Source organism: Erythrobacter sp. JB2-19 (assembly GCF_057365005.1).
The window spans coordinates 1,584,312-1,610,446 of record NZ_CP200290.1 but is presented as its reverse complement, the minus strand read 5'-3'; the positions used below and the strand labels follow the sequence as shown (position 1 = coordinate 1,610,446).

Sequence of the window (26,135 nt, the reverse complement as noted above, 5' to 3'; positions counted from 1 at the left end):
GAATTCCTTTTCAAGTTGCACATGGGCCAAGAGGGGGCGCCAAATGTGCCGATTGGCGGCGGAGCTGGTGAAAGCCCCAATGCCAGTGATGTTGCAGTGCAGCGCCATTGGCGCAAGGCCCCGGCTTTGTCCAGTATTGGGTCCAGCAGTGGCCAGGGCATAGCATCCAAAATTGAAGGTTTTTTGGCTGGGTCCGGTTTCGACCGTGCGCCATGGATCGCCGTGCTGTTCGCGGCCGGTATTCTATCATGGTTCGCACTTAGCTCGCCGCTGCAATGGGCGGTGGGGATCGGGTTTGGATTGCTGCTAGCCGTCGCGGGGGCCGCAATCTGGCGCGGGATCGAGGACCGCGTTTTGCTGAAGCAGACGATGATTGCCGTCGGACTGGTCTTTGCCGCTGGGATTGCGACCATCTGGATGCGTTCAGAACTGGTCGGCGCGGAGCCAATTGAACGCCCAATTGTTGAGCGCGTGCAAGGCTTTGTCCTCGAACGCGAAGATCAACCCTCTCGCGAACGGATCCGATTGGTCCTGGCCATGCGAGATGCGGAAAATGGCGAGAGCCGCAAGATCCGGATCAATGTGCCGCAGGACAAGGTCGTGTCCGGCCTGACCGAGGGATCGGTGGTGCGACTGAGGGCGCGGTTGATGCCGCCTGCCTCACCGATGTTGCCGGGCTCATACGACTTTGCCAGAGCCGCCTGGTTTCAAGGCTTAGCCGCCACTGGCACCTTGGTCGGTAACATCGAGCTGATGGAGGGCGGGCGTGACACTGGCGCTATCCCAAAGGTTCAGCGTGTGCTTTCCGCCCACGTTCGCGAACGGGTGGATGGCTCAGCGGGCACGATTGCGGCGGCTTTTGCGAGCGGCGACAGGGGCGGGATTGCCGAGGCCGACGAAATCGCGATGCGCGATGCGGGCCTAACCCACTTGCTCTCGATCAGCGGGCTCCATGTCAGCGCCGTCATTGCCGCAGCCTATTTGGTGACCCTGAAATTGCTAGCTCTGTTTCCCCCGTGGCGCTGCGCGTGCGTTTGCCGATCTTCGCGGCCGGGGCAGGGGCGCTCGCAGGGGTTGGCTATACACTGCTGACGGGGGCAGAGGTGCCCACAGTCCGCAGCTGTGTTGCGGCGATGCTCGTGCTGATCGCGCTGGCCATGGGCCGCGATGCATTGTCGCTCAGAATGGTGGCGATGGCAGCTATCTTCGTCATGCTGCTCTGGCCGGAATCGGTGGTTGGCCCAAGCTTTCAGATGAGTTTCTCCGCCGTAATCGCAATTGTTGCCCTCTCAAGTTCCGCGCCGGTTCGCGCTTTCCTGGCGGCACGGGAGGAGACGTGGCTGCGGCACGTCGGGCGACGGGTCATCATGCTGTTCATTACCGGCCTGGTAATCGAGATCGCGCTGATGCCGATCGTCCTGTTCCATTTCCACAGGGCAGGGGTCTACGGCGCTTTTGCCAATGTAATCGCAATCCCATTGGTGACCTTCATCTCCATGCCGCTCATCGCCTTCGCCTTGTTCCTTGATCTGATCGGGCTTGGCGCGCCTGCTTGGTGGTTGGTGGAACGCTCGCTCGAACTACTGCTTGCGATTGCGCATTGGACATCCAGTCAGCCCGGTTCGGTTAAGCTGATGCCGCAGATGAGCAGACTCACCATCGCGCTGTTTGTGATTGGTGCTCTTTGGCTTGCACTATGGAATGGCCGTGCGCGATTGCTCGGGTTTGCGCCGCTTGCGGCGGCTTCGGTAATGCTGATGGTAACGCCGATCCCTGATGTCCTGATTGGGCGTGATGGCCGCCATGTCGGTGTAACAATGGATGACACGCTGTTGTCGCTGCGCAATTCACGGTCGTCCTATGCGCGCGACAACCTGCTCGAACTCGCCAGCGTGTCTGCCGATCCGATCCCTATGGCAGAATGGCCCGGCGCGCGGTGTTCAACCGAGTTCTGCCTGCTCCAGATTGAACGCGGTGGCCGCGACTGGACCATACTGATGGCGCGTAATCGGGAGCTGATCGAGGAGCGCGCACTGGCCGCAGCCTGCGCCAGAGCAGATATCGTCGTGGCTGACCGCTATCTGCCGTGGTCTTGTAAGCCCAAATGGCTCAAGGCCGATCGCGGGTTTCTGCAAAAGCACGGAGGGCTGGCGCTTGACCTATCATCCGAGCGGATCACCAGTGTCGCAAGCACTCAGGGCCAGCATGGGTGGTGGCGCGGGAAAGCTGACGACTAGCCAGCCATCCGCGCCACCTATTCACATGAAACTCAATGGTAGCGCCGCAGAAGGCCCGCGAGCTTACCCTGAACCTGCACTTCGCCCGGTTGATAGACCTGCGCATCATAGGCGGCATTAGCCGGATCAAGTCGCACGGTTCCGCTGTCGCGGTGGAGGTATTTGAGCGTGGCTTCCTCGCCGTGGACGAGAGCCACCACGATTTCGCCATCCCGCGCCGCATCCGTACGCTTAACCAGCGCAAAGTCGCCGTCGAAGATGCCAGCCTCGATCATCGAATCGCCAGACACCTCAAGCGCATAATGCTCACCCGGTCCCAGCAATGCCGCCGGCACTGGCAGGCTACTCTGCCCCTCCAACGCCTCAATCGGAGCGCCTGCCGCAATCCGGCCATGCAATGGCACCTCGATCACGTCATTCGCAGGCTCCGGACTGGTGTCATTCGCGCTGGGCATGGATGTCGCCCGAGAGACCACATCATTGGCCGCAGCAGCGGCAGCGCGCGGAGCAGGCGTTGCATCCTCAGGCTGCTTAATGACCTCCAACGCGCGCGCCCGATTGGGCAGGCGCCGGATGAAACCACGCTCCTCCAAAGCCGAAATCAGCCGGTGCACACCCGACTTGCTCTTTAGATCGAGCGCTTCCTTCATTTCTTCAAAAGAGGGGGAAATTCCCGTCTCTTCAAGCCGCTCTTGGATAAAGCGGATCAATTCGTGCTGCTTTGCCGTCAGCATTACGATAGTCTCCCTAAAACAGGTCGATCGCCCCAGCGCCGGTTAGGGTGGCGAGGGACCATTTCGCGCACCAATAACGTGAACGAATACGGAACAATTAGGAAACTTCGTTTGCCGAGTCAAGCCGGCGAGTCACGCAATGCCGCCATTCTCGAGGGTTAATGTGGTCACGAACTCTCCTGCGCTCGCCGCTTCCGCGCCTTCCCGCCGTACGATAAGGCAATTCGCGGCCGCTAAGGCCGCGAGCGCGCTGGAGTCTTGAGAGCCGGCCCGGTGCACCGTACAGCCATCGTGCACAGCGCGCAGGAACTCCCGCCGTTTGCCAATCGCTGGCAGGTCCTCTCCTAGGGGCAGCGTCAGCCCCGAGGGCAGGGGGGCAGCAGCGCCCATGGCCGCACGCACCAAAGGCAGCGCAAACAGGAAGCACGTTACGAAGCTGGAGACGGGATTGCCCGGCAGGCCGAGGATCACCTGCCGCGCGCCATCGGCGCGTTCCCGTGTTGCTACCATCAGCGGCTTGCCGGGCTTGATCGCGACTTTCCAGAACGCGATTTGTGCGCCCCACGCCTCCAGTGCAGGCTGGATGAGGTCATGGTCACCCACCGATGCGCCGCCGGAGGTGATGAGGATATCCGCATCCTCTGCCTTTGCCAGCGCGCTTGCCAAGGCGCTGTGATTGTCCGCCACCGGGCCTATCCGCGCCACATCACACCCCAGCGGGCGCAGCATGCTGGCGATCATCGCGCCATTGCTCGCAGGGATCTGGTCAGCGCCGCATTGCTCTGGATCTGCGGCCAATTCATCCCCGCTGTCGAGCACGGCCACACGCGGGGCCTCGCGCACGCTGAGCCGCCCGTGGGCTGCCGATAGCGCGAGCGCGAGTTGTCCAGGCCCAATGCGGGTTCCCGCCCTCAAGACCGTGTCACTTTCAGCAAAGTCGAAGCCCTGCATCCGCACATGCTTGCCGGGCGGGGGCGTCTCGCTGGCGGTCACGAGCGCGCCGTCCACATCTGCATTTTCCTGGATCAGCACGCGGTCCGCGCCCCCGGCATATGTGCCCCGGTCGATATCCGCACACATTCGCCATTGGAGAGCGCACCTGCGAACGGCGCTCCTGCACGGCTCTCTCCCACACGCTCCCAAGGGCCATCACCAGCAATCGCATAGCCATCCATAGCCGACAGATCGGCCGGTGGCTGAGTCCGCCGAGCGTTGAGATCCTCCGCTAAGTAGCGTCCCAGCGCCTCCTCCGCAGGCAACTCGCACGTTGCCATCTGCGGCGCGAGCTCCAGCAGCTGAGCCTGAGCGTCTTCCAAGGTCAGCAGCGCGCTCAAAGCTCAACCTTCCAATGCCCGCTCTTGCCCCCACGTTTCTCGATCAGGCGCACCTCGCCGATCACCATGCCCTTATCGACCGCCTTGGCCATGTCGTAGATCGTGAGCAGCGCGGTCGACACCGCGACCATCGCCTCCATTTCAACACCGGTTTTGCCGGTAAGCGAGGCGCGAGCGGTCGCCCGGATCGCGTCTTCTTCGAAGGTGAAGTCGAGCTCCACCGCGTCCAGCGCCAGCGGATGGCACAAAGGGATCAGATCGCCCGTGCGTTTCGCCGCCATGATCCCGGCAATCCGTGCGGTGCCCAGCACATCGCCCTTGGGCGCGTTGCCATCGCGCACGGCGGCTAGCGTCTCTGCGTTCATCGCGATGCGGCCAGAGGCGATGGCGACGCGTTCGCTCGCGGCCTTGCCGCCGATGTCAACCATGCGGGCCGCACCATCTTCGCCAAGATGGGTCAGCTTGCTCATCGCTTCGCTCCCTTCGCTTCATCGTGCGTAGAGCACGCTTGGAACACCTGGAACACAGTCCAGGGGTTTAAAACCAATCGATCACAGGCGCCGCTATTGATCGAATTTATCGATAGATACGATTGAGCCGCGCCGGATCTGCACTTCGTCGAAAAAGCCATACCTATCTTCTGCCAGCTTTGAGAGATGTAGGACAGGCCCTGTACAGAAGCCGCCTATCCGTTGAGCAATTTCCGCGTCGCCGCCGCCACATCATCCGCCCGCATCAGGCTTTCCCCAACCAGAAAATTGCGCACGCCCGCACGCGCGAGCCGGGTGCAGTCCTCATGGCTGTTGATCCCGCTTTCGCCAACGATCAAAGCGCCTTCCTGGGCGAGCGGAGCAAGCCGCTCTGTTGAAGCCAGATCGGTGGTGAAAGTCTTGAGATCTCGATTGTTCACGCCCACCAAAAGCGATTTGAGCAAATGCGCGCGTTCCATCTCTGCCTCATCGTGCACTTCGACCAGCACATCCATGTCATGCTCACGCGCTGCCGCCTCGATTTCCTGCATTTGAGCGTCTTCTAGCGCCGCGACAATGATCAGGATCGCATCTGCTCCGATGGAACGGGCCTCGGCGCATTGCCATGGATCGACCATAAAATCTTTCCGGAGCGCGGGCAGTTTGCAGGCGTTTCGCGCCTCAATCAGAAAATCCTCATGTCCCTGAAAATAGGGCATATCGGTGAGCACTGATAAGCAAATCGCACCGCCAATCTCATAGTCGCGCGCATGGTCCGCCGGGAGAAAATCCTCGCGGATAACGCCCTTGGAGGGAGAGGCCTTTTTGACCTCCGCGATCAGACCAAAGCCGGATTTGCTCGCATGGCGCAATGCCGATTCAAACCCGCGCACCGGGCTTTGTTCGCTTGCCCGGCTTTCCAGATCAGCAAGAGAAATGGCGGCTTTTCGCGCATTCACTTCGCGGCGCTTTGTGGCGCAAATTTCTTCGAGTTTGTTCATGGTGCCGGAGCCTACTTCGCCAATTCGATCCAGCGGGCAAGCAATTGTTTCGCTTTACCACTGTCCAAAGCTTCCGCCGCCATGGCCGCGCCGTGCTCCCAGCTTTCGGTTTCTCCAGCAACAATCAGCGCCGCAGACGCATTGAGCGCGACCGCATCACGATATGCACTCGGTGCGCCATCAAGCAACGCCTCTAAAGCTTTTGCATTGTGCGCTGGGTCGCCTCCTCGGATGGCTTCCACCGGTGCGTTTGGCAGGCCTGCCAAACTTGCATCGACACGGCGCATTTCGAAATCGTCGGTCGTTACATCGGCCAGCTCGTTGCCGCCTGCCAGACTTAGTTCGTCGAGTCCTTCATCGCCCGAAACGATAAAGGTTCGCTCCGTGCCCAATCGCGATTTCGCTTCGGCGTAGATTGGCACATAGGCGGGCCGAGCAATGCCAATCAGCTGGCGATTGACCCCTACAGGATTGGATAAAGGCCCCATCAGGTTAAAGATCGTGCGCCGCGCAAGCCGCTTACGGATGGGTTGAATACGCCCCATTGCCGGATGGTGATTGGGCGCAAATAGGAAGCAAATACCGATCTCGCCCAAGGTTTTTTCCGCAGTCCGGCCCGCTGCTTCCATATCAAGGCCGAGCACTTCGAGTGTGTCAGCAACGCCGGCCTTAGATGATATCGCCCGATTGCCATGACGCGCGACCGGAACACCGCATGCCGCAACCACCAGGCCAACGGCGGTCGACACATTCAGTGTGTGATGGCCATCACCTCCGGTCCCGCAGACATCGATCGCATTATCAGGCCCATCAACCGGGATCAGCCGCGCCCTTAGCGCCCGCGCAGCCCCTGCGATTTCTTCTGCGGTTTCACTACGGTCCGTCATCGCGAGCAAGAACCGCTCGATTTCAGCCTCGCTGGCTTCCCCGTCCAGAATCCATCCGAACACCTCTTCGGCTTCGGCTTCGCTCATATGGGGTACGGCTAGCGGTAGCGTTTTCATGCGAGCTCCTTCGTTGGCAGTCCGCAAAGCGTCATGAAATTGGCGAGCAGGTCATGGCCATGCTCGGTCGCAATGCTTTCAGGATGAAATTGAACGCCATGGATCGGCAGGCTTTCATGGCGGAAGCCCATCACCGCCGCGCCATCGAGGCCGGGGGTCTCACTATGCGCATTGGCGATCAGGCCAGAGGGTTCCTGCTCGACCACAAGGCTGTGATAGCGCGTGGCGCTGAACGGTGAGGGCAGGCCAGCGAACACGCCGGTCCCATCATGGGTGACGGGCGAGGTTTTGCCGTGCATCAAACCGCCGCGCACCACTTTGCCGCCGAAATGCTGGCCGATGCTTTGGTGGCCAAGGCACACGCCCAGCAAGGGCTTTTCAGCGTCCGCACAGGCAGCGACAAGGTCGAGGCTGATGCCCGCCTCATCCGGAGTGCGCGGTCCAGGTGAAATCAGAAAGCCGCTGGCATTTGTAGCGATCGCTTCACGCGCGCTCATCGCGTCGTTGCGCTCCACCCTCACATCCGCGCCGAGCTCCATTAAGTAATGGACCAGATTGAAGGTGAAGCTGTCGTAATTGTCGATGACGAGTATCATGTGAAGCTTTGGCCTGTTCCTTGTTCGTTTCTAAGGTACAATCTGACTGCCTCCCGAGCTAATCCTCCATACTCAAACTTCTCACCAAGCCCGACATAAATGTCATTTTCTGCATCGATAATCCGAAATGCGTGACTAAAACCGCCATCTACCAACGAGTGGTGACCAAGTACCGGACTAGGAACGATTGGCCCGACCGGATTTGATTTCAACCACTTATCGATTCTCTCGTCGAGGTGCTCAATGAAATTCCGCAGATCACGATCCAATAGAGGCGAGGAAGGATCAATGTCATATTTTGCCATCAACGCGGCTCCCCTGCCTTTCGCAAAAGCAGATGAACGGCTTGGTTGAAAGTACCTTGCAACGGCAGCGCAATTAATCAGCGCGGCGCTCAAGAATGCCGATGCCTCTTTAGCTTCACCCTCATTTGAAACGCACTCACTGAATTGCATAAAGGACGAAACCGCTAGCGACAGATGTTCATCTATAACAGTTTCATAAAATGCGAATGCGTAAGGAGGTACTGTATCGGACATGCCAACCCTAAACTTACCTATTCGTAACAGCGATGATCGGGCCAAGCCCGGTGCGGCTGTCGAGCCGCTCGCTCGCTGGATCCCACAGGGAGGAGACCTGACCATCGAGATAAAGCGCATCAGGCACGTTTAGCTCATCACGGTAAAACCGGGCGAGTTGACCAAAGCTGAGCGGCGCCTCTGAGCGCACGAAATGCGCCTTGCCATCCTTATCAATGCCGACCCCGTTGCGGATCGCCCGGCTTGGGCCATTTTCCGCGATTTCCGGGTGCAGCTTTCCGCCGATCACCAGCATCGGGCCGGATTGCGTCCCGAACTGCGGGCGGTCGCGTACGTTTGAAAAGAAGCTGTCAGAGGTGCGGATACGCCATGATCCACCAGTGCCGTAGAACACGCCATTGGGTTTCAGGTGAAAATTGCCTGAGCCATCAGAGCGGTTGAGTTCTTTGATCCGGTCGCCGCCTTGGACGTAATAGCCGATCGGTTGGCCGTTATCGCCGTACATCCCGCCGTTCACTGCAAAGGCGACGGTGCTGTGATCAATGCTGCGGGCAAAGGCGCTAAGCGAGCCGTAGGCCGCGCCGCCGCTGGGGCCGAGAGCGGTGCGAATGCGGTGCTTTGCCGGGTCCGCAACGCAATGGGTCAGGCGCACGCCCTCGAATGTGGCGGATTTACAGACCGAGGCAACCGCTGGGGTCTCTTCCGACTCAGGCACAGCCTCTTCGGCCTCTTCCACGACTTCTGGGGCGGGCATATCGGAATGATCGCCTATCGCGGCCCTGGTTACAGGTTCACCTGCAGGCTGTTCCTGACAGGCGGCGATAGCAAACATCGCGGCGAGGATGATGGGCAAACGCTTCATTGGCCAAACCCCGGTTCGCCTGCGACCCGCACAGCTTCGCGCGCGGCGGCGATCAAAGCGCTCGCCTTCGCGCCGCATTCTGCGAGCTCATAGTCCGGATCGCTATCGGCGACGATCCCGGCGCCAGCCTGCACATGCATCATTCCATCCTTCACCACGGCCGTGCGCAAGACAATGCACGAATCGACCGATCCATCGGGCGCGAAATAGCCTACCGCTCCGGCATAGGCACCGCGCGTTTCCGGCTCCAGCTCCGCGATGATCTCGCATGCCCGGATTTTAGGCGCGCCGGACACCGTGCCCGCTGGGAAGCCCGCGAACAGCGCATCTAGCGCGTCTTTATCGTCCGCCAGCTCGCCAACCACATTGCTGACAATGTGCATCACATGGCTGTAGCGCTCAATCGTGAAGCTATCGGTCACCTCCACGCTGCCGCGCGCGGCCACCCGGCCCACATCATTGCGCCCCAGGTCAAGCAGCATGAGATGCTCTGCCAGTTCTTTCGGATCAACCAGCAGGCTGGCCTCATTGGCCTTATCCTGTGCAGCGTCCTTGCCGCGCGGCCTGGTGCCAGCGATTGGACGAATGGTGACCTCTTTCTTGCCGCTCGCATCATCGCGCACCCGCACGAGGATTTCGGGGCTGGAGCCAACAATGGCAAAGCCCGGCAGGTCGAGGAAATATAGGAACGGCGAGGGGTTCACCCGGCGCAGAGCGCGGTAAAGCTCCAACGGAGGCAGTTCAAACGGGCAGGTGAATCGCTGAGCCAGCACGACCTGAAAAATATCGCCTGCTGTGATGTAGTCCTTCGCCCGGGCAACCATCGCTTTATAGTCCGCCGCGGCCATCACAGGTGAGAGCTCAGGCACGGCGGCCTCGTTCATGCGAGCCGGGGCGGGGCGCCGCTGCGAAAGCTTGCTCAAGGTCTCATCAATCCGCTCGCCAGCGCGCGCAATCGCGCCATCCGGATCATCCGCGCCCACATCTTTGGGCCAGATCGGCGCAACGCAATAGAGGCTGTCGCTCAGGCTATCGAACACCAGAATGATAGTCGGGCGCACGAACAACATGTCGGGCAGTTCTAGCTCGCTGCCCGGTGCGCGCGGCAAGGCCTCAACCAAACCAATCGTTTCATAGCCGAAATAACCGACCAGACAGGCCAGGGCAGGCGGCAATTCCTCTGGCACATCAATCCGGCAAGCCTGCGCAAGTGCGCGCAGCTCCGTCATCGCATCGCCGCTGCACGGCTCAAACGCCTCGCGGTCGCTGCGCCATTTGCGATTCACCGCCGCCGTCTTGCCATCGCCGCGAAACACCAGATCAGGATCGAGGCCCAGCAGGCTGTAACGCCCGCGAATCTCGCCGCCCTCAACCGATTCGAGCAGGAAGTCGCCGCGCCCCGGCTCTATCAGACGCTGAGCCGCGCCGACCGGCGTATCGCTATCCGCGATAATCCGCCGCCACACCAAGGCAGGCTTTCCTGCCCGCAGCAAATCAGCCGCAAGCCTCGCATTTTCAGGGGCACCACTCACAGCAATGGCGGCGCGCTTAGGTTTCGCCGGCGAGCTGCTTGCGCACCGCCTCGATCGCGTCTTCGTTGCGGTCCACGCCCAGCTCTTCACGCATCGCTGCGGTCAATTGCTCGGCATATTCGGTCGAAATTGCCGGGCCCATCTGAGTAAGGGTCGCTTGCAGCAGGGGATCATCATCCGCCACTTCGTCGGTGCTGATATCCTCCAGATCGACCACAAACCAGCCAAGACGATTCGCGCCTTCAAGGCGTTTCGTCGTGCCTTCCGCCATGCTGAACAGCAAGGCGAGCGGTGGGGCAGGGCGTTGCTGCTGTTGCAGCAATTCAGTGCGCCCAAGATCAATCGTCTGGATCGGAGGCAGGCTGGTTTCCTCCGCATTCACCGCTTCGACCAAAGTGCCTTCGCCGCGCATCCGCTCTAGAATGCGGTCCGCCGCAGCTTGCGCCGCGCTATGCCCTTCGAACAAACGCCAATCGAACTCAACGCGCTGGCGAATGTCGGCAAGAGCCGCAACGGAGCTTTCTGTGACCTCTGGCACTTCAAACACAATGAACACTTGGCCGCGAACAACCTCGGCCAATTGCGGTTCACCTTCCTCCATATCGAAGGCAGTGGCGAGCGCAGCCTGAAGCTCTGGCGGCGCGGTCGCGCCTTCTTCGCTACCAAACACGCGACCATCGGCGGTGAGGGCAGGGGTGGTTTGTAATGTCAGGCCAAATTCGTCGGCCACATTGGATAGCGATGTGCCGTCATCCACCTGTTCCTCGATCCGCGCACTGAAATCAGACAGGGCTGCGGCGCGTTTTTCCACCGTCAGGCGCTCTGTAATCTCTGGCGTCGCATCGGCCAGACTGCGTGCCGGCGTGTTGGTGACACCATCGACGCGGGCGACGTACCAACCCAGCGAACTGCGCGCTGGCTCTGCCAATTGCCCGCGTGGGGTCGCAAAGACTGCTGTGGCAACTGCGCTGCTGGTGGCAGAGGCAAGGGCGCTTTCGGTCTGGCCTTCGCTGGCAGAGACAGAAAAGCCGGCATTGCGCGCCGCCGCCTCTAACGAAGTCCCAGAGCGAACAGCATCGCGAATCGCATTGGCCGCATCCTGTGTCGGCACAAAGAAGGAGCTGATAGTGCGCGTCTCAACCGCAGCATATTGATCGGCATCACGTTCATAACGTGCGGCAATCTCCGCCGTTGTCGGCTCGATCCGTGTATTGATATCGGCCTCGCTAAAGGTCGCATAGCGGACCGTGCGGCGCTCAGGCTGTATATAGCGCGTCCGATTCTCTTCGAAAAATGCGCTAATCTGCGCGTCGGTTGGATCGCCTTCCGGCGCAAATGATGTGCTGGGGATAAGTGCGATGGTGCCTTTGCGGCGTTCACGCAGCAATGCGGTGTAACGGCGAGCAATGCTGCTTGGCATTTGCGGCGTGCCGATCGATGGAACCAGCAATTGCTGTGCCAGCAGACCATCTGCCAAATCGCGGCGCAATACCGCGTCAGTCAGGTTCTGAGAGCGGAGCGCATTCTGATAGACAGATTCGTCAAATTCGCCGGTCGCCCCGCGAAACGCCGGGATCTGAAGAATCTCGCTATTCACCAGGTTTGTCCCCGCGCGCAGGCCGTATTTCTCGGCGTATCCCGCAATCGCATAGCGATCGATCAACTGGTCCAAAACCTCTTCAAGGCCGCCTTGCTCAATAAACATCGGCATCGTCGTGGTCGGGCTTTGCTCGCGCACCTGACGCAGCGCAGAATTGGCCAATTGGCTCAATTCCGAGGTGTCGATCCGGTCATCGCCAACCACCGCAATCCGGTCATTGCCGGCGACCCCGCCAAAGGTGTTGTTATTGGCCACATCACCGCTCGCAAAAGCGAAAGCAATGAGCACTAGGAACGCCAAGGTCAGGCCGAGGCCGATTTTCGATTGAAAGAATCTGCGAAAGAACGAAATCATCTGGTCTTTAATTCCCAAGTCATTAGGGGACTAACACCGCTAGTAAGCGGAAAGCTGGTTCGGCTTTATCGGCCCTGCGACCTCGCGGCAACAGTCCACGATGCGTTTTGACTGGATCACTTTCCTCCGCTAGCGGACGCGGCCCCCTGCTCCTAAGTATGGGGCGAGATTCGAATAACGCATAATATTGGCGCAGGATTTTATTATGGCCCAGCGGCCTTACATCGTCGGAAATTGGAAAATGAACGGCACTCGCGCCATGCTTTCAGAAGCGCGTGCGGTTGACCGGGCCGCTCAGCGGCACATGAAGGTAGAGGTCGCTTTGGCCCCGCCATACACGCTGATCCATGCGGTTCACCGCGAGGTAGAGCAGATCTGGGTCGGGGCGCAGGATTGCTCACCCAACCCGGATGGCGCGCACACTGGTGACATCTCTGTGCCGATGATCGCCGACGCCGGGGCCAAATTTGTAATTCTGGGTCACAGCGAGCGCCGCCAGGGTTACGGCGAGACGAACGAGCAGGTGCGCGAGAAAGCGGACGCCGCGCTCGAAGGCGGACTGCGCGTGATCATCTGTTGCGGAGAGACGCTGGAAACCCGTGAGGCAGGCGAGGCAGAAGCCTTCGTCGCTACTCAATTGCAGGCTTCCTTGCCGAAACTTAAGGATGCTGGGGAAAAAGTCACCGTCGCTTATGAACCGATCTGGGCGATTGGCACCGGCAAAACCGCAACCGTGGATGATATTGCCACCATGCATGCGATGATCCGTAATCTGCTCATCGAAACCTATGGGAAAGAACAGGGTGCGGAGGTCCGCGTGCTTTACGGCGGCTCGGTTAAACCTGAAAACGCTGGAGAAATCCTCGGCACTCCAGAGGTTGGCGGCGCACTGGTAGGTGGGGCCAGCCTGACCGCAGAGACGTTTATGAACATCGCTTTGGCCGCTGGAGATACGGTCGAGGGATAGGGCCTGATGCCCCTTACCGGGTAATCAGACTTGTGCGCGCGCCGCTGCGCACCTAAATGGCGGTTTCATTCAGATAGGTTTTGATCAGCTCATGTCGTCGATTTTTCTGTTTCTCACTGTTGTTCAGGCGATTGTCGCCGCCGCGCTGGTTGGCGTGGTCCTAATGCAGCGTTCAGAGGGTGGTGGCCTGGGTATTGGCGGCGGTGGTAACCCTGGCGGCGCATTGGGTGCCCGCGGTGCGGCTGATTTTCTGACCCGCGCGACCAAATGGCTGGCGGTGACTTTCGTTGCTCTATCCATCGCACTCGCGGCTGTGGCCGTGGATGCAACCGGCGGCAGCGATATCAGCACGACCATCGACCGCGATGTTCCTGCCGCTGATCCGCTCAGCACGGGCGGCGCAGCTGGCGCGGCACCTGCGACTGTCGAGCCGACTGGCGAAGAAGACCCACTCGCGGCTGAATAAGCGCGACAATTCCGTAACATTTTGTGATGGCTGTGGATGGGCGCACTTTTGAGTGCGCAATTCGCTTGCCACGAATCCACTTCGAGGCTTAATCCCCAACTCCCATGGCGCGGTACATATTCATAACCGGCGGCGTGGTCTCCTCGCTCGGAAAAGGTCTCATGGCAGCTAGCCTTGCAGCATTGCTGCAGGCGCGCGGCTACAAGGTGCGCATTCGCAAGTTTGATCCGTATCTCAATGTCGATCCTGGCACGATGAGCCCGTATCAACACGGCGAAGTCTATGTTACCGATGACGGGGCCGAAACGGACCTCGATCTTGGCCATTACGAACGCTTTACCGGGGTTTCTGCGCGGCAAAGCGACAATATCACCTCTGGCCGCGTCTACCGCGATATCATCGCGAAAGAACGCCGGGGCGATTACCTGGGCGCGACCGTGCAGGTGATCCCGCATGTGACCGACGCGATTAAGCAGTTCGCTCTGGATGATCAGGACGATCTCGATTTTATCCTGTGCGAGATTGGCGGAACGGTGGGCGATATCGAATCGCTACCGTTTATGGAGGCGATCCGGCAGCTCAGGAATGATCTGGAACCGCTGCAAACGCTGAGCGTGCACGTGACCCTGGTGCCCTACATTGCGGCGGCGGGCGAGCTGAAGACCAAGCCGACGCAGCACTCTGTGCGCGAACTCGCGAGCCTCGGGATCAAGCCTGACGTGCTGCTGTGCCGCTGCGAGCATCCTTTGCCCGATGGTGAGCGGCGTAAAATTGCCAATTTCTGCAATGTGCGGATGGAATCGGTGATCCCGGCGCTTGATGCGCCCTCGATCTATTCCGTCCCGCTGCAATATCACGAGCAAGGCCTTGATGCAGAGGTGCTGCGCGGCTTTGGCATCACCGATGCGCCAGAGCCTGATCTGTCACAATGGCACGACGTCACGGACCGATACTTTAACCCGGAAGGCGAGGTGACGATCGGCGTGATCGGCAAATATGTCGGCCTGCAAGATGCCTATAAGAGCCTCAACGAGGCGCTGGTCCACGGCGGCATGGCCAACCGGGTCAAGGTCAACATCAAGTGGATTGATGCAGAAATCTTCGAAGGTGATGAAGACGAAATCATCGCCAAGCTGGAGCCGCTGCACGGCATTTTGGTGCCCGGTGGATTTGGCGAGCGCGGTAGCGAGGGCAAGATTGCCAGCGTCCGCTTCGCGCGCGAACGCAATGTTCCCTTCTTCGGCATCTGCCTCGGCATGCAAATGGCCTGCGTCGAAGGCGTACGTGATGCCGGCATCGACGCCGCGTCCTCGACCGAGTTTGGCGAAACCAGCGAGCCAGTGGTCGGCATTATCACCGAATGGATGACCGAAGAAGGCCTGCAAACCCGCGAAGATGGCGGTGATCTGGGCGGCACAATGCGGCTAGGCGCTTATGATGCGAAGCTGGGCGCGAACAGCCACGTCTCGCGCATCTACGGGGGTGCTGAGGAAATCTCTGAGCGCCACCGCCACCGTTACGAGGTCAATGGCGCTTACATCAAACCGCTGGAGCATGGGGGCCTCGTGTTCTCAGGCATGTCGCCCGATGGCTTGCTGCCCGAGATCGTGGAGCGGCCCGACCACCCATGGTTCGTTGGTGTGCAATTCCACCCGGAACTGAAGTCGCGGCCATTTGATCCGCACCCCTTGTTTGCAGGCTTTATCTCAGCCGCTTTAGAGCAGTCACGCCTCGTCTAAGCCGAGCCTGGCGATGATCATCAATGCGGCGAATCGGGGCGAATCCGTGGTGAATTCGGCTTTCGGTTCAATAGGTGAAACCTAATTTTGTAGTGTTCTTAAAGCTCTACAAAAATGACCTTGCACCAATTGCAAGTTTACCCTTACCGACGCGGTAAGGAGCCTAACGGCTTCAACAGGTGGTTGGGGGCAACTCGCCTTATGCAAATAGCGGGACCGCATTGGCGGCCCGTGCACTGCTCGACGCGAGTCTCACCGTCTTCTGCGACCCAGACGGTAAGCCTTGCTAGAGGCGGCAAATGTCGCGGGGGCGGACTTTTAACGGTCCGCCCCTACATTTTTCTCAAAGTTTGTGAACTGATGAAGCGAGCAGCTTAGGCCGCGTTCGCATCATCCTCTGATGCATCAGGAACAGCGGTCAGAGTGGCCGCGCCGTTCACTGCAATCTTCTTCGGCTTCATCGCCTCTGGCACTTCGCGCACCAGATCGATCACCAACAGACCATCGGCCAGATCGGCGCGCTCTACGCGGACGTGATCGGCTAGCTCAAAGCGGCGTTCAAACCCACGATTGGCGATGCCGACATGCAGCATCTCGGTCGCTTCTTGAGTTTCCTCGCGCTTCTTGCCCTGAACGGTCAGCAGATTTTGCTGCGCCGTGATCTCAATGTCTTCCGGGCGGAAGCCTGCAATCGCCAGCGTGATGCGGTAATTGTCTTCGCTGCTGCGGGCGATGTTAAATGGGGGGTAATTATCGCTGGAATTGCTGCGAGCCTGGCTTTCGAGCAGGTCGAACAAGTGGTCAAAACCAACCGTGGTCCGGCGATAAGGGGTAAAATCTAGACGTGACATAATTTCAAATCCTCGTGTTTGAGCAATCTGTATTTTCAAAGCGGGCCTGCCGAATGCAGCACCCAATTGCGCCAGCATTAATCCCCAAGACTGGCGGATCGTGCTGACAGGACATATCTAGGGTGCCATACAGTGCCTTTCAAGAGGCAGTGCGCCGGATAAAATATACGCACTTTCAGTCGCTTAAATAAGAAAAGAAGAGTTTTTAATGACCCAGCCTAATATCGATATCTACTCCAAATTCACCTGCCCATTCTGCGTTCGCGCAAAGAATTTGCTGAAGAGCAAAGGCGCGGAATTCAACGAGTTTGATATCACCATGGGCGGCCCGAAGAAGGCTGAGATGCTTGAACGCGCGCCGGACGCCCGCACGGTGCCGCAAATCTTCATCGGCGATCTGCATGTAGGCGGTTCTGACGATTTGGCCGCACTCGATCGCTCAGGCCAGCTTGACGCGCTGCTCGCGGGCTAAGCGCAGCTGATGACCAAAATTGCTGTCTTGCAGATGAGGTCTGGGATTGACGTCAGCGCTAACCTGGATGCGATTGTGGACGCTGCAGGGCAAGCGGTAAACGAAGGCGCAAAAGTGCTGTTTACGCCAGAGATGTCGACTCTGCTTGATCGTAACCGAAAGCGCGCTGCACCGTCGATTGAAGGCGATCAGGGCAGACAGACCATGCTGCATCTGTCAGAGCTCGCTGACTTTACTGGTATCGACATCGCGCTCGGTTCACTTCCGATTGAAACGAACGATGGAAAATGGGCTAACCGAAGCGTGTACTTCTCAGCTGCACACGGTGAGATCGCATATTATGACAAGATGCACATGTTCGATGTTCAGTTGGCATCGGGTGAACACTGGCGTGAGAGCGCTGCCTATCAGGCGGGCCGCGAAGTCGTCACCGTTCCCGATACGCCACTGGGCACGCTCGGCCTGACCATCTGTTATGACATGCGCTTTCCCGCTCTGTTCGAGGCTCTGGGACAGCGCCGATGCGAAGCTATCGCGGTGCCTGCCGCCTTCACTGTGCCCACTGGCAAGGCCCATTGGCATGTTCTGCTGCGCGCCCGCGCAATTGAGGCGCAGGCTTTCGTCATTGCCGCTGCGCAGGTTGGCAAGCACGAGGACGGCCGTGAGACCTATGGTCACAGCCTGGTGATCGACCCGTGGGGCGAAGTTCTGCTCGATATGGGTGGCGAGGAGCCGGGCCTCGGCTTTTGCGACATTGATTTGGACCGGATCAAAGAGGTGCGCGGCCAGCTGCCCAGCCTTGCTAATAAGCGGGAAATCCCCAAATAGGGCGCTCTATGATCGTCTTCGACCTCCATTGTGAAAGCGGCCACCGTTTTGAAGGCTGGTTCCGTTCGTCCAGCGACTTTCTCGACCAGAGCGAGGCGGGCTATGTCGCCTGTCCGGAATGCGGAACCACGCGTGTCGCCAAAGCGCCCATGGCGCCGGCTGTTCCGGTAAAGGGCAACAGCGCGCGCAGCGATGCGAAAAAGGCCGAAGCGGTGAAGGAAGCGGTTGAGGCCGCATCGCAAACTGCCGCAAAAACCAAGAAATCAGACGCCTCTGGCGCAGGCGACACGGCCAAACTGTCTTCCGATCTGATCAAGACGCCTGACACTCCGGCGGTTCCTGCCAAAGGCGGGCAGCTGTCCAACACGCCGATGACCGCAGAGATGAAATCGGCCATCGCGAAGTTAGCAAAGGCTCAGGAAAAGGCGCTCAAGGACAGCACGTGGGTCGGCAGCAAGTTCGCCGAGCAAAGCCGCGAAATGCATTATGGCGAGCGCGATGAGGCACCAATCCACGGCCAGGCGAGCCTTGAAGAGGCCAAGTCACTAGCCGAGGAAGGCGTGCCAATTGCGCCGCTGCCATTCCCGGTTGCACCACCAGAAAAGCTGAACTGAGTGACTGAGCCCCTCGGCGCTAAGCGCGATATTGCGCTAACAGTAAACGCTGCTATTTGCCTTTGCGGGGCCCCGTAGCTCAGCCGGATAGAGCACCAGATTCCTAATCTGGGGGCCGCGTGTTCGAATCACGCCGGGGTCACCACCATCTCAGATCAGAAAAGCTGCCTTTTTCGCAGTATCGATCACGCCTTGTGCCAGCTCAACCGGGCGATCTTCCTGGCAGAAATGCCCGCAGGTGGAGAGCATCGCGTGTGGCTGATCCTTGGCCCCCGCAATCCGCGCGGTCAGCGCATGGCCAAGCCCGCCAGTCACCGGATCATCTTCGCCAAACAGCGTTAGAAACGGCTTATCGAAGGCGCTTAATCCCTCCCAAGCAGCAGTGTTCTCTGCGATCCCGGCCATGCCGTCTTCTACCGGGACGAGCTGAGGGAATGCACGCGCGCCTGCCTTGCTCGGCTCATCGGGGAAGGGTGCATCATAGGCGGCGACTTCTGCCGCGCTCCGTTCCGTCGCAGTCGCGCGTTGGAGCAGCTCGCCGATTTGGAAATCAGGCGAGGCCTTGGCAAATTCGCGCCACGCCAGAAACGCGGGCGAGGGAGTGCCGCCGGTGGGCAGGAAAGTGTTGCTGGCCACGACGCAGGCGAAACTGTCAGGCGCCTCGCCAACCATGCGCAGGCCCAGCAATCCGCCCCAATCCTGACAGAACAGAGCTGCGGTCTGAGGCACGACTGCGGCGCGCCATTGGCCCAGCCAATCCATGTGCCGCTGGTAAGTGTAGAAGCTGATGTCGTCGGGCTTGTCGCTCTTGCCGAACCCGATCAGATCCGGCGCGAGGCAGCGAAACCCCGCATCCACCAGAACCGGGATCATCTTGCGATAGAGATAGCTCCAGCTCGGCTCGCCATGGAACAGCAGCACGGGCGGGGCCTCCTTGGCTCCTTCATCGACGTAGTGCATCCGTCCGGAATGCCCATCGCCCAGATCGATGTCGCACCAATTCTCAGCAAACGGAAAATCGGGCAGGTCAGCAAAGCGGGCGGGATCGTAAGACAGAATTTGCATCAGCGGGTCTCCTCTATCCCCTTTGGGTATCATAGAGAGCCGTGATCAGCAGCCACAATCTGGGTTATTGCGCGACGCCGGGTCCACCAAGGTACACTGCCCAATGTGGCTCCATGCCCAATCAAAGTCCGCTTGTTTGGACCTGTAAATGCGGCAATTTGGCGCAAGTGGTCAATTAAAGTCACATTTATGACCGTGTCTGTCGTTTTGTGCTTGAACACCGCAGTTAACTATGATTCTGTAAGACTTATGGGACGTCGGGGAAAACTTCAGCAATTGCCAGCGGATCAGGCCAAACAAGGCCTGGCTCTGCTCGTGCTGCTTGTGCTCACCGCGCTCGCTATTGCTGGGCCAACCGGCTTGCTCGCCTGGAATGAAAACGCCAACCTTTTGGACCAGCGCCGGGCGCAAATCGCGATGCTATCGGCAGAGCGGGATGATTTGCGCAATCGCGTGAGCCTGCTTGATCCCGGTGCGGCCGATCCTGATCTGGTAGGCGAATTGCTCCGCCGCAATATGAATGTTGTGCACCCTGATGAGGTGGTGATCACCGTCGAAGACGAGTGATGGCCTGAGCGGCCACCTTTGAGCCTTTGCTCTACAATCAAGCTACCCAGCGCGCGCCTTTCACATACGTATGCTGAGACGAATTTGACCAAGAAATGGTCTGCTTTACGTTGCGTCTTGCCCGAAAACACGATTATAGCGCGTGAGCAATCTTCTCCCCAATGGCGGCACTATGCGCGCGGCCAATCAAAGGAAAAACGCATTGGCTAAACAGCCCTCGAAAACGAATGCTCCTGCAAAACAGAGTAAGACCAAAGCGAAGGCCGTGAGTACCGGCGACGCGGCGACACCGTCTGATGATTCCGATTTCATCCTGCGTTCTTTGCAGACTGAATTTGAGGAACAAAAGCGCTTCAACGCCACGCCAGAACAAATGCTCAAATTCTATGAGCAGATGCTGCTGATCCGCCGCTTTGAAGAGAAGGCAGGCCAGCTTTATGGCCTCGGCCTGATCGGCGGCTTCTGCCACCTGTACATTGGCCAGGAAGCGGTGGCGATTGGCCTACAAAGCGCGCTCGACAATGATCGTGACAGCGTGATCACCGGATACCGCGATCACGGACACATGCTGGCCTATGGAATTGATCCGAAGGTGATCATGGCAGAGCTGACCGGGCGCGAAGCGGGCATTTCCAAAGGGAAGGGCGGCTCGATGCATATGTTCAGCACCGAGCACAAATTTTATGGCGGGCACGGCATCGTCGGCGCACAGGTTGCGCTGGGCGGCGGGCTCGCGCTGGCGCACAAATACAACGAAGATGGCGGGCTGTGCCTCGCTTACTTTGGCGATGGCGCGGCCAACCAGGGCCAGGTCTATGAAACTTTCAATATGGCGGCCCTGTGGAACCTGCCAATCGTCTTCGTGGTTGAGGACAACCAGTATGCGATGGGCACGGCAAGTTCTCGCAGTTCAGCGGAAACTCGCTTTCACCGCCGCGGCACGGCGTTCCGCATTCCCGGCATGGAGGTGAACGGCATGGACGTGCTCGAAGTGCGCGCCGCAGCCGAGGTTGCGTTCAAGCATGTGCGCGAGGGCAAGGGCCCGGTCCTGATGGAACTCAACACATATCGCTATCGCGGGCATTCAATGTCTGACCCAGCCAAATACCGGACCCGCGAAGAAGTGCAGGAACAACGCGACACGCACGACCCGATCGAACGCTTGAAGAAGACTTTGATCGAAGGTGGCAAATCCGAAGACGACCTCAAAGCCGTCGACAAAGGCATTCGCAAGGTCGTTGCCGAAGCCGCTGATTTTGCAGAGACTTCGCCCGAACCAGAGGCAAGCGAGCTCTACACCGATGTTCTGGTGGAGAACTACTAATGGGTATTGAGCTGAAAATGCCTGCACTGTCGCCAACTATGGAGCAGGGCACGCTCGCCAAATGGCTGAAGGCTGAAGGCGACACGATTGAGCCCGGCGATATCATTGCCGAGATCGAAACCGACAAGGCGACGATGGAGTTTGAAGCGATTGATGAGGGCGTATTGTCCAAGATCATGATCGCTGAAGGCACAGAGGATGTCGCCGTTGGTACTATAATCGCGATGATTACCGGCGAGGGCGAGGATGCCAGTGACGCCAGCGCGCCTGATCCGGCCCCGGTGGCCACTGCTGAACCAGCAGCAGTTCCAGAGCAAGCACCAAAGCCTGTAGCGGAAAAACCAGCCCCGTCTGCGCCCGTACACGATCCGGAAATCCCTGAAGGCACCAGCTTTACCAGCACCGCCGTGCGCGAAGCCCTGCGTGATGGCATGGCGGAAGAAATGCGCCGCGATGAACGTGTGTTCGTGATGGGCGAGGAGGTCGCCGAATATCAGGGCGCCTATAAGGTCACGCAGGGCTTGCTCGACGAGTTCGGTCCAAAGCGCGTGATCGATACGCCGATTACCGAATACGGCTTTGCCGGCATCGGCACCGGCGCAGCGATGGGCGGCCTGCGTCCAATTGTTGAATTCATGACGTTCAACTTCGCGATGCAAGCGATTGATCACATCATTAATTCCGCCGCGAAGACCAACTATATGTCAGGCGGGCAGATGCGTTGCCCGATTGTGTTCCGAGGCCCGAATGGCGCGGCTAGCCGCGTTGGTGCGCAGCACAGCCAGAACTATGGCCCATGGTACGCGAGCGTCCCCGGCCTAATCGTGATCGCGCCCTATGACAGCGCCGATGCGAAAGGCCTGATGAAGGCCGCCATCCGCAGTGAAGATCCGGTCGTGTTCCTTGAAAACGAGCTGGTTTACGGTCGCAGCTTTGAAGTCCCAGACCTTGATGATCATATCCTACCCATCGGCAAGGCACGGATCATGCGCGAAGGCTCTGACGTGACAATCGTCAGCTATTCCATCGGCGTTGGCCTCGCGCTCGAGGCGGCCGAGGAACTAGCGGGCGAGGGGATCGACGCCGAAGTCATCGATCTGCGCACTTTGCGTCCGCTCGACAAGCAGGCGGTTCTGACGAGCCTGGCGAAAACTAATCGCCTGATCGTTGCCGAAGAGGGCTGGCCAACATGCTCTATCGCGTCTGAAATTCAGGCTATCTGCATGGAGGAAGGCTTCGATGATCTCGATGCACCGGTCCTGCGAGTGTGCAACGAGGACGTTCCTCTGCCTTACGCCGCGAACCTAGAGGAACTGGCGCTCATCAATGCTGGCTCCATCGTCGAGGCTGCCAAGAAAGTCTGCTACGCCGACTGACCATCGCGCCGGACACATCGCAAAAAGAAAAGGGCAGGGCCGCGATGTGCAGCTCTGCCCTTGTTCATTCGCGTTGGCGAGGTTTAGAAAGTGTCGTACTTATCGCAAGTTGACCACTCCGCCATAGGAATATCGTTTGGCGCATCATTGTTCAGTCCGGTGAGGTCACGATTGTCCCGGATGTTGAATGCGGACGTGTAACGCAAGGTATCGCCCGTAATGAAGTCATCAAAGGGCGTCACGCCGTCATAATCATAGACAACTTCTACGAACATGACCGCGGTTCCCGCAGCGGCAGTCACCTCTTGACCGGACTCGCCCATTCCAGGGAAGTCCATGCCAGTTTCACCGTCGCCTTCGACACCGAAACTTGAATCATATGCCGCAGCACCTTTACAGCGCTGCCAGCGGATTTCTTGACCGCCTTCAGCGTTCCGCTGAAGGCTCGATACAATAAGTCGTCCGTTTGCAAGCACATCAAGGCCACCGCCGAGTTTAAACGCGCCAACCAATACGTCGTTAATGTCTTTCTCAGATACACGCTGCAGTTGAACCACTTCAGAAGTGCCTGCGCGCGACGCGTTATCTGCCAGCTGTACTGCAACCTGGCTGATGCGCATATGCGTGACAGCGTAGTTGGCTGTTTCTGCGCCCAACATGCCAAGCGAAAGAACAATCGGCATAGTGTAGGCGAATTCCACCATAGCCAGGCCAGACGCATCTGATCGCAAGTTTGCTAGTCGCTGGTGAACCTTCTGTAGCATAGATTTCTTTGCTTTCATCATGTGCAGTTTCCGCTCGCTACGCTTCTGTCTTGTTCGTCAAACGGTTGGTTACGAAGCACAGTTGAGGTTTGAACTGTCACCGTTTCACTAAGGCCAATCAAGCCGGCCATTGGGAAAAGGCGCGGGTATGTTACCGTGGCGGTATAAAGCACCGCGTCACGCGCGCCCCCAACACCGGATTGCCCTTTGTCCGCGTCCCACTGACCATTGCCATTATCATCCTCGAACAATTCGTTGTTGTCGCAGATGCCATTGCTATTGAGGTCTCTAAAATCTTCCGCTTCACCAATGTCGGAAAAGTCGAAGTGAGACAGCTTTTCAAGCGTGATAGTCGCGGTGCTCGGCGCCACATTCGACACCACATCAATCACCGATTGATCAATGTTCGTTTGCTGACTGCCAGCGCTTTCAAGGGTCAGATCTCGGCCAGCCTTCTGCATCGCCCCGTTGACCAATGCCGATGTGTACTGGGTATGGGCTATGTCGAATAAGCCCATGATCAGTGTCATCAGGATTGGTGCGACAAAGCCAAATTCGACCAGAGTTGCGCCTCGCTCATCCTTCGCCAACTGTTTGCGCGGCTGACGAATATCTATGTTCCAAAGCGCGATCATGATGTCAGCCTCAGTGCAGCGATTGTTTGCGCAATTTCTTCGAATTGCCGCCTAAGCGCATCTTCATCACTCGCAGCGAACGCACGGCCTGGTGATGCACAGTCGGTCAAATTCTCAGTTAATGTTGTTCCAAATGCGACAACCCAAACAGTGATGTTTTCATTTTGCGCTGCACGACAGGCTGCCTGGAACCGGGCCGCGTGGCGGTCTTCGATCTGTTCCTCACTACCGTTAATCGTTACACGGCGATCCCACCATTCGATCCCGTAAAGACCATAGGTTGTCTGATTGCCCGCTTGCGCACCATCGGTCATAAAGACGATGTGCCGGGCAATCGCATCACCGTTTGGTGCCGCGGAGTTTTGTGCAGAAAAGATGCCATTTGGCGCAATAAAGCGCGCGCCCCAAATCATGCCGAAATCATGATAGGTTGCACCATTCGCCACGAAATCGTTATCGGCAGAGATATATTCGTCCAGAGCTGCACGCGTCATTCTTTCCAAGCGCTGCGCAGGTTTTGGGCAGGCCAAGTTTCCTGCGCTTTGGACGGTCTGATAGTTTGCTGTCGTTTCTCTTTTGCCTGTCGTCCAGTTACCGGAACCATTGAACCGGTAATGAACCAAAGATGGCAGGGCTGGCTTCCACCGCTCATCCTCATTCGATGGCACCAGATTGATATTCAAATCATTTGCAGCTGCGGGAATTGTATCAAAGTCTGCCTGACCCTCGGCGGTCGAAGCTTCTTCGATACAGCCACGCCAGACATGGGTTGTATCGGTACCGTTGTTACCTGTTGGCAGATCAATCGTACCCACCACATCATCGTCCGGGTCGCGCGTTTGCCCATAAAGAGATGCGAGACTTAGACCATCGCCAAGATCGGAAACGTTGTGTTCGTCATAGTCCCAAAAATCGAACTGGCCCCCATTGTTGACCTCTTGGATCGTGACTACGCCGTTGGCTTGATAGTGGGTTTCTTCGTAGTCGATGATGCAGCGGTTGGTCGATGACTGATAAAAGCCGCTGTCGAACTCATCCAGAGTTTTCCATTCCAACTCGCCAGTGTAAGTCGCTGTGCGCGTGCGATCATCAATTTGATTGGTCGAAGCTAAAGTCAGACCCGATATGTTCGAGCCGCCATTATAAACATCGAAGTGCTGTGCGAATGCAAGATCGACACAATCGTCGAATGACGTGACATTTTCCCACGTCGTAGTGGCAACGCCACCATCCCGCTCATTGCTAATCGAACCTGACCGGGTCGAACTGACTATACTGTCAAAGTCCCAACGGTCAGGGGTAAGAACCTGTGCACGCGTTTGGTACGTCGGATCAATCGCCATCCATTCAGGTGCGAGTGACGAACCAACATTCACGTTGCTTGAATACGGCATGACGCCATAACGGACCTGCGCAGAATCAGATGTCGAGTCATCAACGACGTCATAGAAAGCCAAGACCGCAGTACGTAGACTTTCAATCTTCGAATCCGGCGCCTCAGCACCGTTGTTGTTGCCATAAGCACAGTTCGGAACTGCACTGATGTCACCGCCTTCGTCACGTACTTTTTCAAAAGCAGCGCTGCCCTCAGGGCTGCAGTTCATCGACCCGGTGACGTCCAAGACGAACATGATATCGGAGTTCGAAATGTTAATGTCTGCCGAGCAGCTGACGGACACAGCAAAGTCTTCAAAACCAAAAATCTGCATCAGCGTGTTAGGGAGTTGTCCACTCGCGCTGCCCCTTACTTCCCCATCACCATCTGATGTGTAGGTGTGCGACAGACCTTCTATCCCAAACATACCGTCAGAATAGTTTCGCTCGAAGAAATTCGTGCCAACGGCACCATGAACCGCGGGATCAAATGTAACATCTGACATCGACCGGCGAGCGGCAAGGGCGCCAGCATCGCACGCGGCCTGAAGGCGCGTTGTCGTCATATAGTAACGGCTGGCATCAACCGCGCCGCCAACCATACCAACCAGTGGCACTAAAGAGGCTGCTGCAATAACGATGGTATTCGCTGTCGGGTCTTTTGCTAGTGCCCTGAAAAACGATGGCTTGCCCATGACTTTCGATATCCTTGCGAGAAAACACGTGTGTAGGGCTGACATAGCGGCACTAGGTAATCGCAATCTCAACGTGCATGGTAAATTTCGAGTGAATACGCGGATTGTGCTTAACCATGATTTTGTTGGATAAAG

26 protein-coding genes, 1 tRNA gene and 1 pseudogene are annotated in these 26,135 nt (G+C 58.3%); 12 read left to right on the top strand and 16 right to left on the bottom strand.

Annotated features, from left to right (window positions below; genetic code table 11):
* Window positions 1-21: 21 nt before the first annotated feature.
* On the top strand, window positions 22-1,092 hold the full coding sequence (locus tag AC0V6O_RS07630; protein WP_486142911.1) for a ComEC/Rec2 family competence protein: 1,071 nt from the start codon (window positions 22-24) through the stop codon (window positions 1,090-1,092).
* A complete protein-coding gene (locus AC0V6O_RS07625) occupies window positions 1,017-2,237 on the top strand; it encodes a ComEC/Rec2 family competence protein (protein ID WP_486142909.1) in 1,221 nt (406 codons plus the stop codon). Before AC0V6O_RS07630 ends, AC0V6O_RS07625 begins: the two co-directional genes overlap by 76 nt.
* A gap of 32 nt (window positions 2,238-2,269) precedes the next feature.
* Here the strand turns inward: AC0V6O_RS07625 and lexA are convergent, their stop codons facing one another.
* From lexA to AC0V6O_RS07570, 11 genes and pseudogenes are all read right to left on the bottom strand, one after another.
* Complete coding sequence (gene lexA, locus AC0V6O_RS07620; protein ID WP_486142907.1) at window positions 2,270-2,971, bottom strand: transcriptional repressor LexA; 702 nt, start codon at window positions 2,969-2,971, stop codon at window positions 2,270-2,272.
* Window positions 2,972-3,103: 132 nt separating this feature from the next.
* On the bottom strand, window positions 3,104-3,361 hold the full coding sequence (locus AC0V6O_RS07615; RefSeq protein ID WP_486145548.1) for a hypothetical protein: 258 nt from the start codon (window positions 3,359-3,361) through the stop codon (window positions 3,104-3,106).
* Between the two features lie 66 nt (window positions 3,362-3,427).
* Window positions 3,428-4,245 (bottom strand): annotated as a pseudogene (locus tag AC0V6O_RS07610) (molybdopterin molybdotransferase MoeA); the annotation flags it as partial.
* A 56-nt stretch (window positions 4,246-4,301) separates the two neighbouring features.
* Window positions 4,302-4,775, bottom strand: a complete 474-nt coding sequence (gene moaC / locus AC0V6O_RS07605; RefSeq protein WP_472638697.1) for a cyclic pyranopterin monophosphate synthase MoaC — start codon at window positions 4,773-4,775, stop codon at window positions 4,302-4,304.
* Between the two features lie 215 nt (window positions 4,776-4,990).
* Window positions 4,991-5,776, bottom strand: a complete 786-nt coding sequence (gene trpC / locus AC0V6O_RS07600; protein ID WP_486142904.1) for an indole-3-glycerol phosphate synthase TrpC — start codon at window positions 5,774-5,776, stop codon at window positions 4,991-4,993.
* 11 nt (window positions 5,777-5,787) lie between these two features.
* The gene (gene trpD / locus AC0V6O_RS07595) at window positions 5,788-6,780 is read right to left on the bottom strand and encodes an anthranilate phosphoribosyltransferase (protein ID WP_486142902.1); all 993 of its coding nucleotides are present in this window, start codon (window positions 6,778-6,780) and stop codon (window positions 5,788-5,790) included.
* Window positions 6,777-7,376 (bottom strand): anthranilate synthase component II, encoded by a 600-nt coding sequence (locus tag AC0V6O_RS07590; protein ID WP_486142900.1) that lies wholly within the window; start codon window positions 7,374-7,376, stop codon window positions 6,777-6,779. The genes trpD and AC0V6O_RS07590 overlap by 4 nt, the downstream gene beginning before the upstream one ends.
* A complete protein-coding gene (locus tag AC0V6O_RS07585) occupies window positions 7,373-7,915 on the bottom strand; it encodes a hypothetical protein (protein ID WP_486142898.1) in 543 nt (180 codons plus the stop codon). Before AC0V6O_RS07585 ends, AC0V6O_RS07590 begins: the two co-directional genes overlap by 4 nt.
* A gap of 13 nt (window positions 7,916-7,928) precedes the next feature.
* A complete protein-coding gene (locus tag AC0V6O_RS07580) occupies window positions 7,929-8,777 on the bottom strand; it encodes a phosphodiester glycosidase family protein (RefSeq protein WP_486142896.1) in 849 nt (282 codons plus the stop codon).
* Complete coding sequence (gene trpE, locus AC0V6O_RS07575; protein WP_486142894.1) at window positions 8,774-10,309, bottom strand: anthranilate synthase component I; 1,536 nt, start codon at window positions 10,307-10,309, stop codon at window positions 8,774-8,776. The genes AC0V6O_RS07580 and trpE overlap by 4 nt, the downstream gene beginning before the upstream one ends.
* Before the next feature lie 16 nt (window positions 10,310-10,325).
* On the bottom strand, window positions 10,326-12,263 hold the full coding sequence (locus AC0V6O_RS07570; protein ID WP_486142892.1) for a peptidylprolyl isomerase: 1,938 nt from the start codon (window positions 12,261-12,263) through the stop codon (window positions 10,326-10,328).
* Window positions 12,264-12,468: 205 nt separating this feature from the next.
* On the opposite strand from AC0V6O_RS07570, the gene tpiA reads away from it, so the two are divergent.
* From tpiA to pyrG, 3 genes are all read left to right on the top strand, one after another.
* Window positions 12,469-13,230, top strand: coding sequence for a triose-phosphate isomerase (gene tpiA, locus AC0V6O_RS07565; RefSeq protein WP_486142890.1), 762 nt, complete (start codon window positions 12,469-12,471; stop codon window positions 13,228-13,230).
* A gap of 100 nt (window positions 13,231-13,330) precedes the next feature.
* Complete coding sequence (gene secG / locus AC0V6O_RS07560; protein WP_472640906.1) at window positions 13,331-13,696, top strand: preprotein translocase subunit SecG; 366 nt, start codon at window positions 13,331-13,333, stop codon at window positions 13,694-13,696.
* 104 nt (window positions 13,697-13,800) lie between these two features.
* Complete coding sequence (gene pyrG / locus AC0V6O_RS07555; protein ID WP_486142888.1) at window positions 13,801-15,435, top strand: CTP synthase; 1,635 nt, start codon at window positions 13,801-13,803, stop codon at window positions 15,433-15,435.
* Window positions 15,436-15,809: 374 nt separating this feature from the next.
* Here pyrG and AC0V6O_RS07550 read toward each other — a convergent pair whose 3' ends face one another.
* Entirely contained in the window at window positions 15,810-16,286 is a 477-nt protein-coding gene (locus tag AC0V6O_RS07550) for an Hsp20 family protein (protein WP_472638690.1), read from the bottom strand.
* Window positions 16,287-16,494: 208 nt separating this feature from the next.
* Between AC0V6O_RS07550 and grxC the strand changes: the two genes are divergently transcribed.
* From grxC to AC0V6O_RS07530, 4 genes are all read left to right on the top strand, one after another.
* Window positions 16,495-16,758: a glutaredoxin 3 gene (grxC, locus tag AC0V6O_RS07545; RefSeq protein ID WP_486142885.1), complete on the top strand. Its 264-nt coding sequence runs from the start codon at window positions 16,495-16,497 to the stop codon at window positions 16,756-16,758.
* A 9-nt stretch (window positions 16,759-16,767) separates the two neighbouring features.
* Entirely contained in the window at window positions 16,768-17,586 is an 819-nt protein-coding gene (locus tag AC0V6O_RS07540) for a carbon-nitrogen hydrolase family protein (protein ID WP_486142883.1), read from the top strand.
* Between the two features lie 8 nt (window positions 17,587-17,594).
* Window positions 17,595-18,200, top strand: coding sequence for a DUF1178 family protein (locus tag AC0V6O_RS07535; RefSeq protein WP_486142881.1), 606 nt, complete (start codon window positions 17,595-17,597; stop codon window positions 18,198-18,200).
* Between the two features lie 68 nt (window positions 18,201-18,268).
* Window positions 18,269-18,345 (top strand) — tRNA-Arg (locus AC0V6O_RS07530).
* A gap of 5 nt (window positions 18,346-18,350) precedes the next feature.
* Here the strand turns inward: AC0V6O_RS07530 and AC0V6O_RS07525 are convergent.
* A complete protein-coding gene (locus AC0V6O_RS07525) occupies window positions 18,351-19,265 on the bottom strand; it encodes a haloalkane dehalogenase (RefSeq protein WP_486142879.1) in 915 nt (304 codons plus the stop codon).
* Window positions 19,266-19,514: 249 nt separating this feature from the next.
* Between AC0V6O_RS07525 and AC0V6O_RS07520 the strand changes: the two genes are divergently transcribed.
* The 3 genes from AC0V6O_RS07520 (at window position 19,515) to AC0V6O_RS07510 (ending at window position 22,532) form a co-directional block, all read left to right on the top strand.
* The gene (locus tag AC0V6O_RS07520) at window positions 19,515-19,832 is read left to right on the top strand and encodes an FtsB family cell division protein (protein ID WP_486142877.1); all 318 of its coding nucleotides are present in this window, start codon (window positions 19,515-19,517) and stop codon (window positions 19,830-19,832) included.
* Between the two features lie 172 nt (window positions 19,833-20,004).
* Window positions 20,005-21,156, top strand: coding sequence for a pyruvate dehydrogenase (acetyl-transferring) E1 component subunit alpha (pdhA, locus tag AC0V6O_RS07515; RefSeq protein ID WP_486145545.1), 1,152 nt, complete (start codon window positions 20,005-20,007; stop codon window positions 21,154-21,156).
* Window positions 21,156-22,532 carry a pyruvate dehydrogenase complex E1 component subunit beta gene (locus tag AC0V6O_RS07510; protein ID WP_486142875.1) on the top strand — a complete coding sequence of 459 codons (1,377 nt, stop codon included), beginning with the start codon at window positions 21,156-21,158 and terminating at the stop codon, window positions 22,530-22,532. Before pdhA ends, AC0V6O_RS07510 begins: the two co-directional genes overlap by 1 nt.
* A gap of 83 nt (window positions 22,533-22,615) precedes the next feature.
* Here the strand turns inward: AC0V6O_RS07510 and AC0V6O_RS07505 are convergent, their stop codons facing one another.
* Genes AC0V6O_RS07505 through AC0V6O_RS07495 form a run of 3 tightly spaced genes read right to left on the bottom strand, consistent with a single transcriptional unit; the run spans window position 22,616 to window position 26,000 of the window.
* Window positions 22,616-23,317 carry a TadE/TadG family type IV pilus assembly protein gene (locus AC0V6O_RS07505; protein ID WP_486142873.1) on the bottom strand — a complete coding sequence of 234 codons (702 nt, stop codon included), beginning with the start codon at window positions 23,315-23,317 and terminating at the stop codon, window positions 22,616-22,618.
* Window positions 23,314-23,931 carry a TadE/TadG family type IV pilus assembly protein gene (locus AC0V6O_RS07500; RefSeq protein ID WP_486142871.1) on the bottom strand — a complete coding sequence of 206 codons (618 nt, stop codon included), beginning with the start codon at window positions 23,929-23,931 and terminating at the stop codon, window positions 23,314-23,316. Before AC0V6O_RS07500 ends, AC0V6O_RS07505 begins: the two co-directional genes overlap by 4 nt.
* Window positions 23,928-26,000, bottom strand: coding sequence for a pilus assembly protein TadG-related protein (locus tag AC0V6O_RS07495; protein ID WP_486142869.1), 2,073 nt, complete (start codon window positions 25,998-26,000; stop codon window positions 23,928-23,930). The genes AC0V6O_RS07500 and AC0V6O_RS07495 overlap by 4 nt, the downstream gene beginning before the upstream one ends.
* Window positions 26,001-26,135 lie beyond the last annotated feature (135 nt).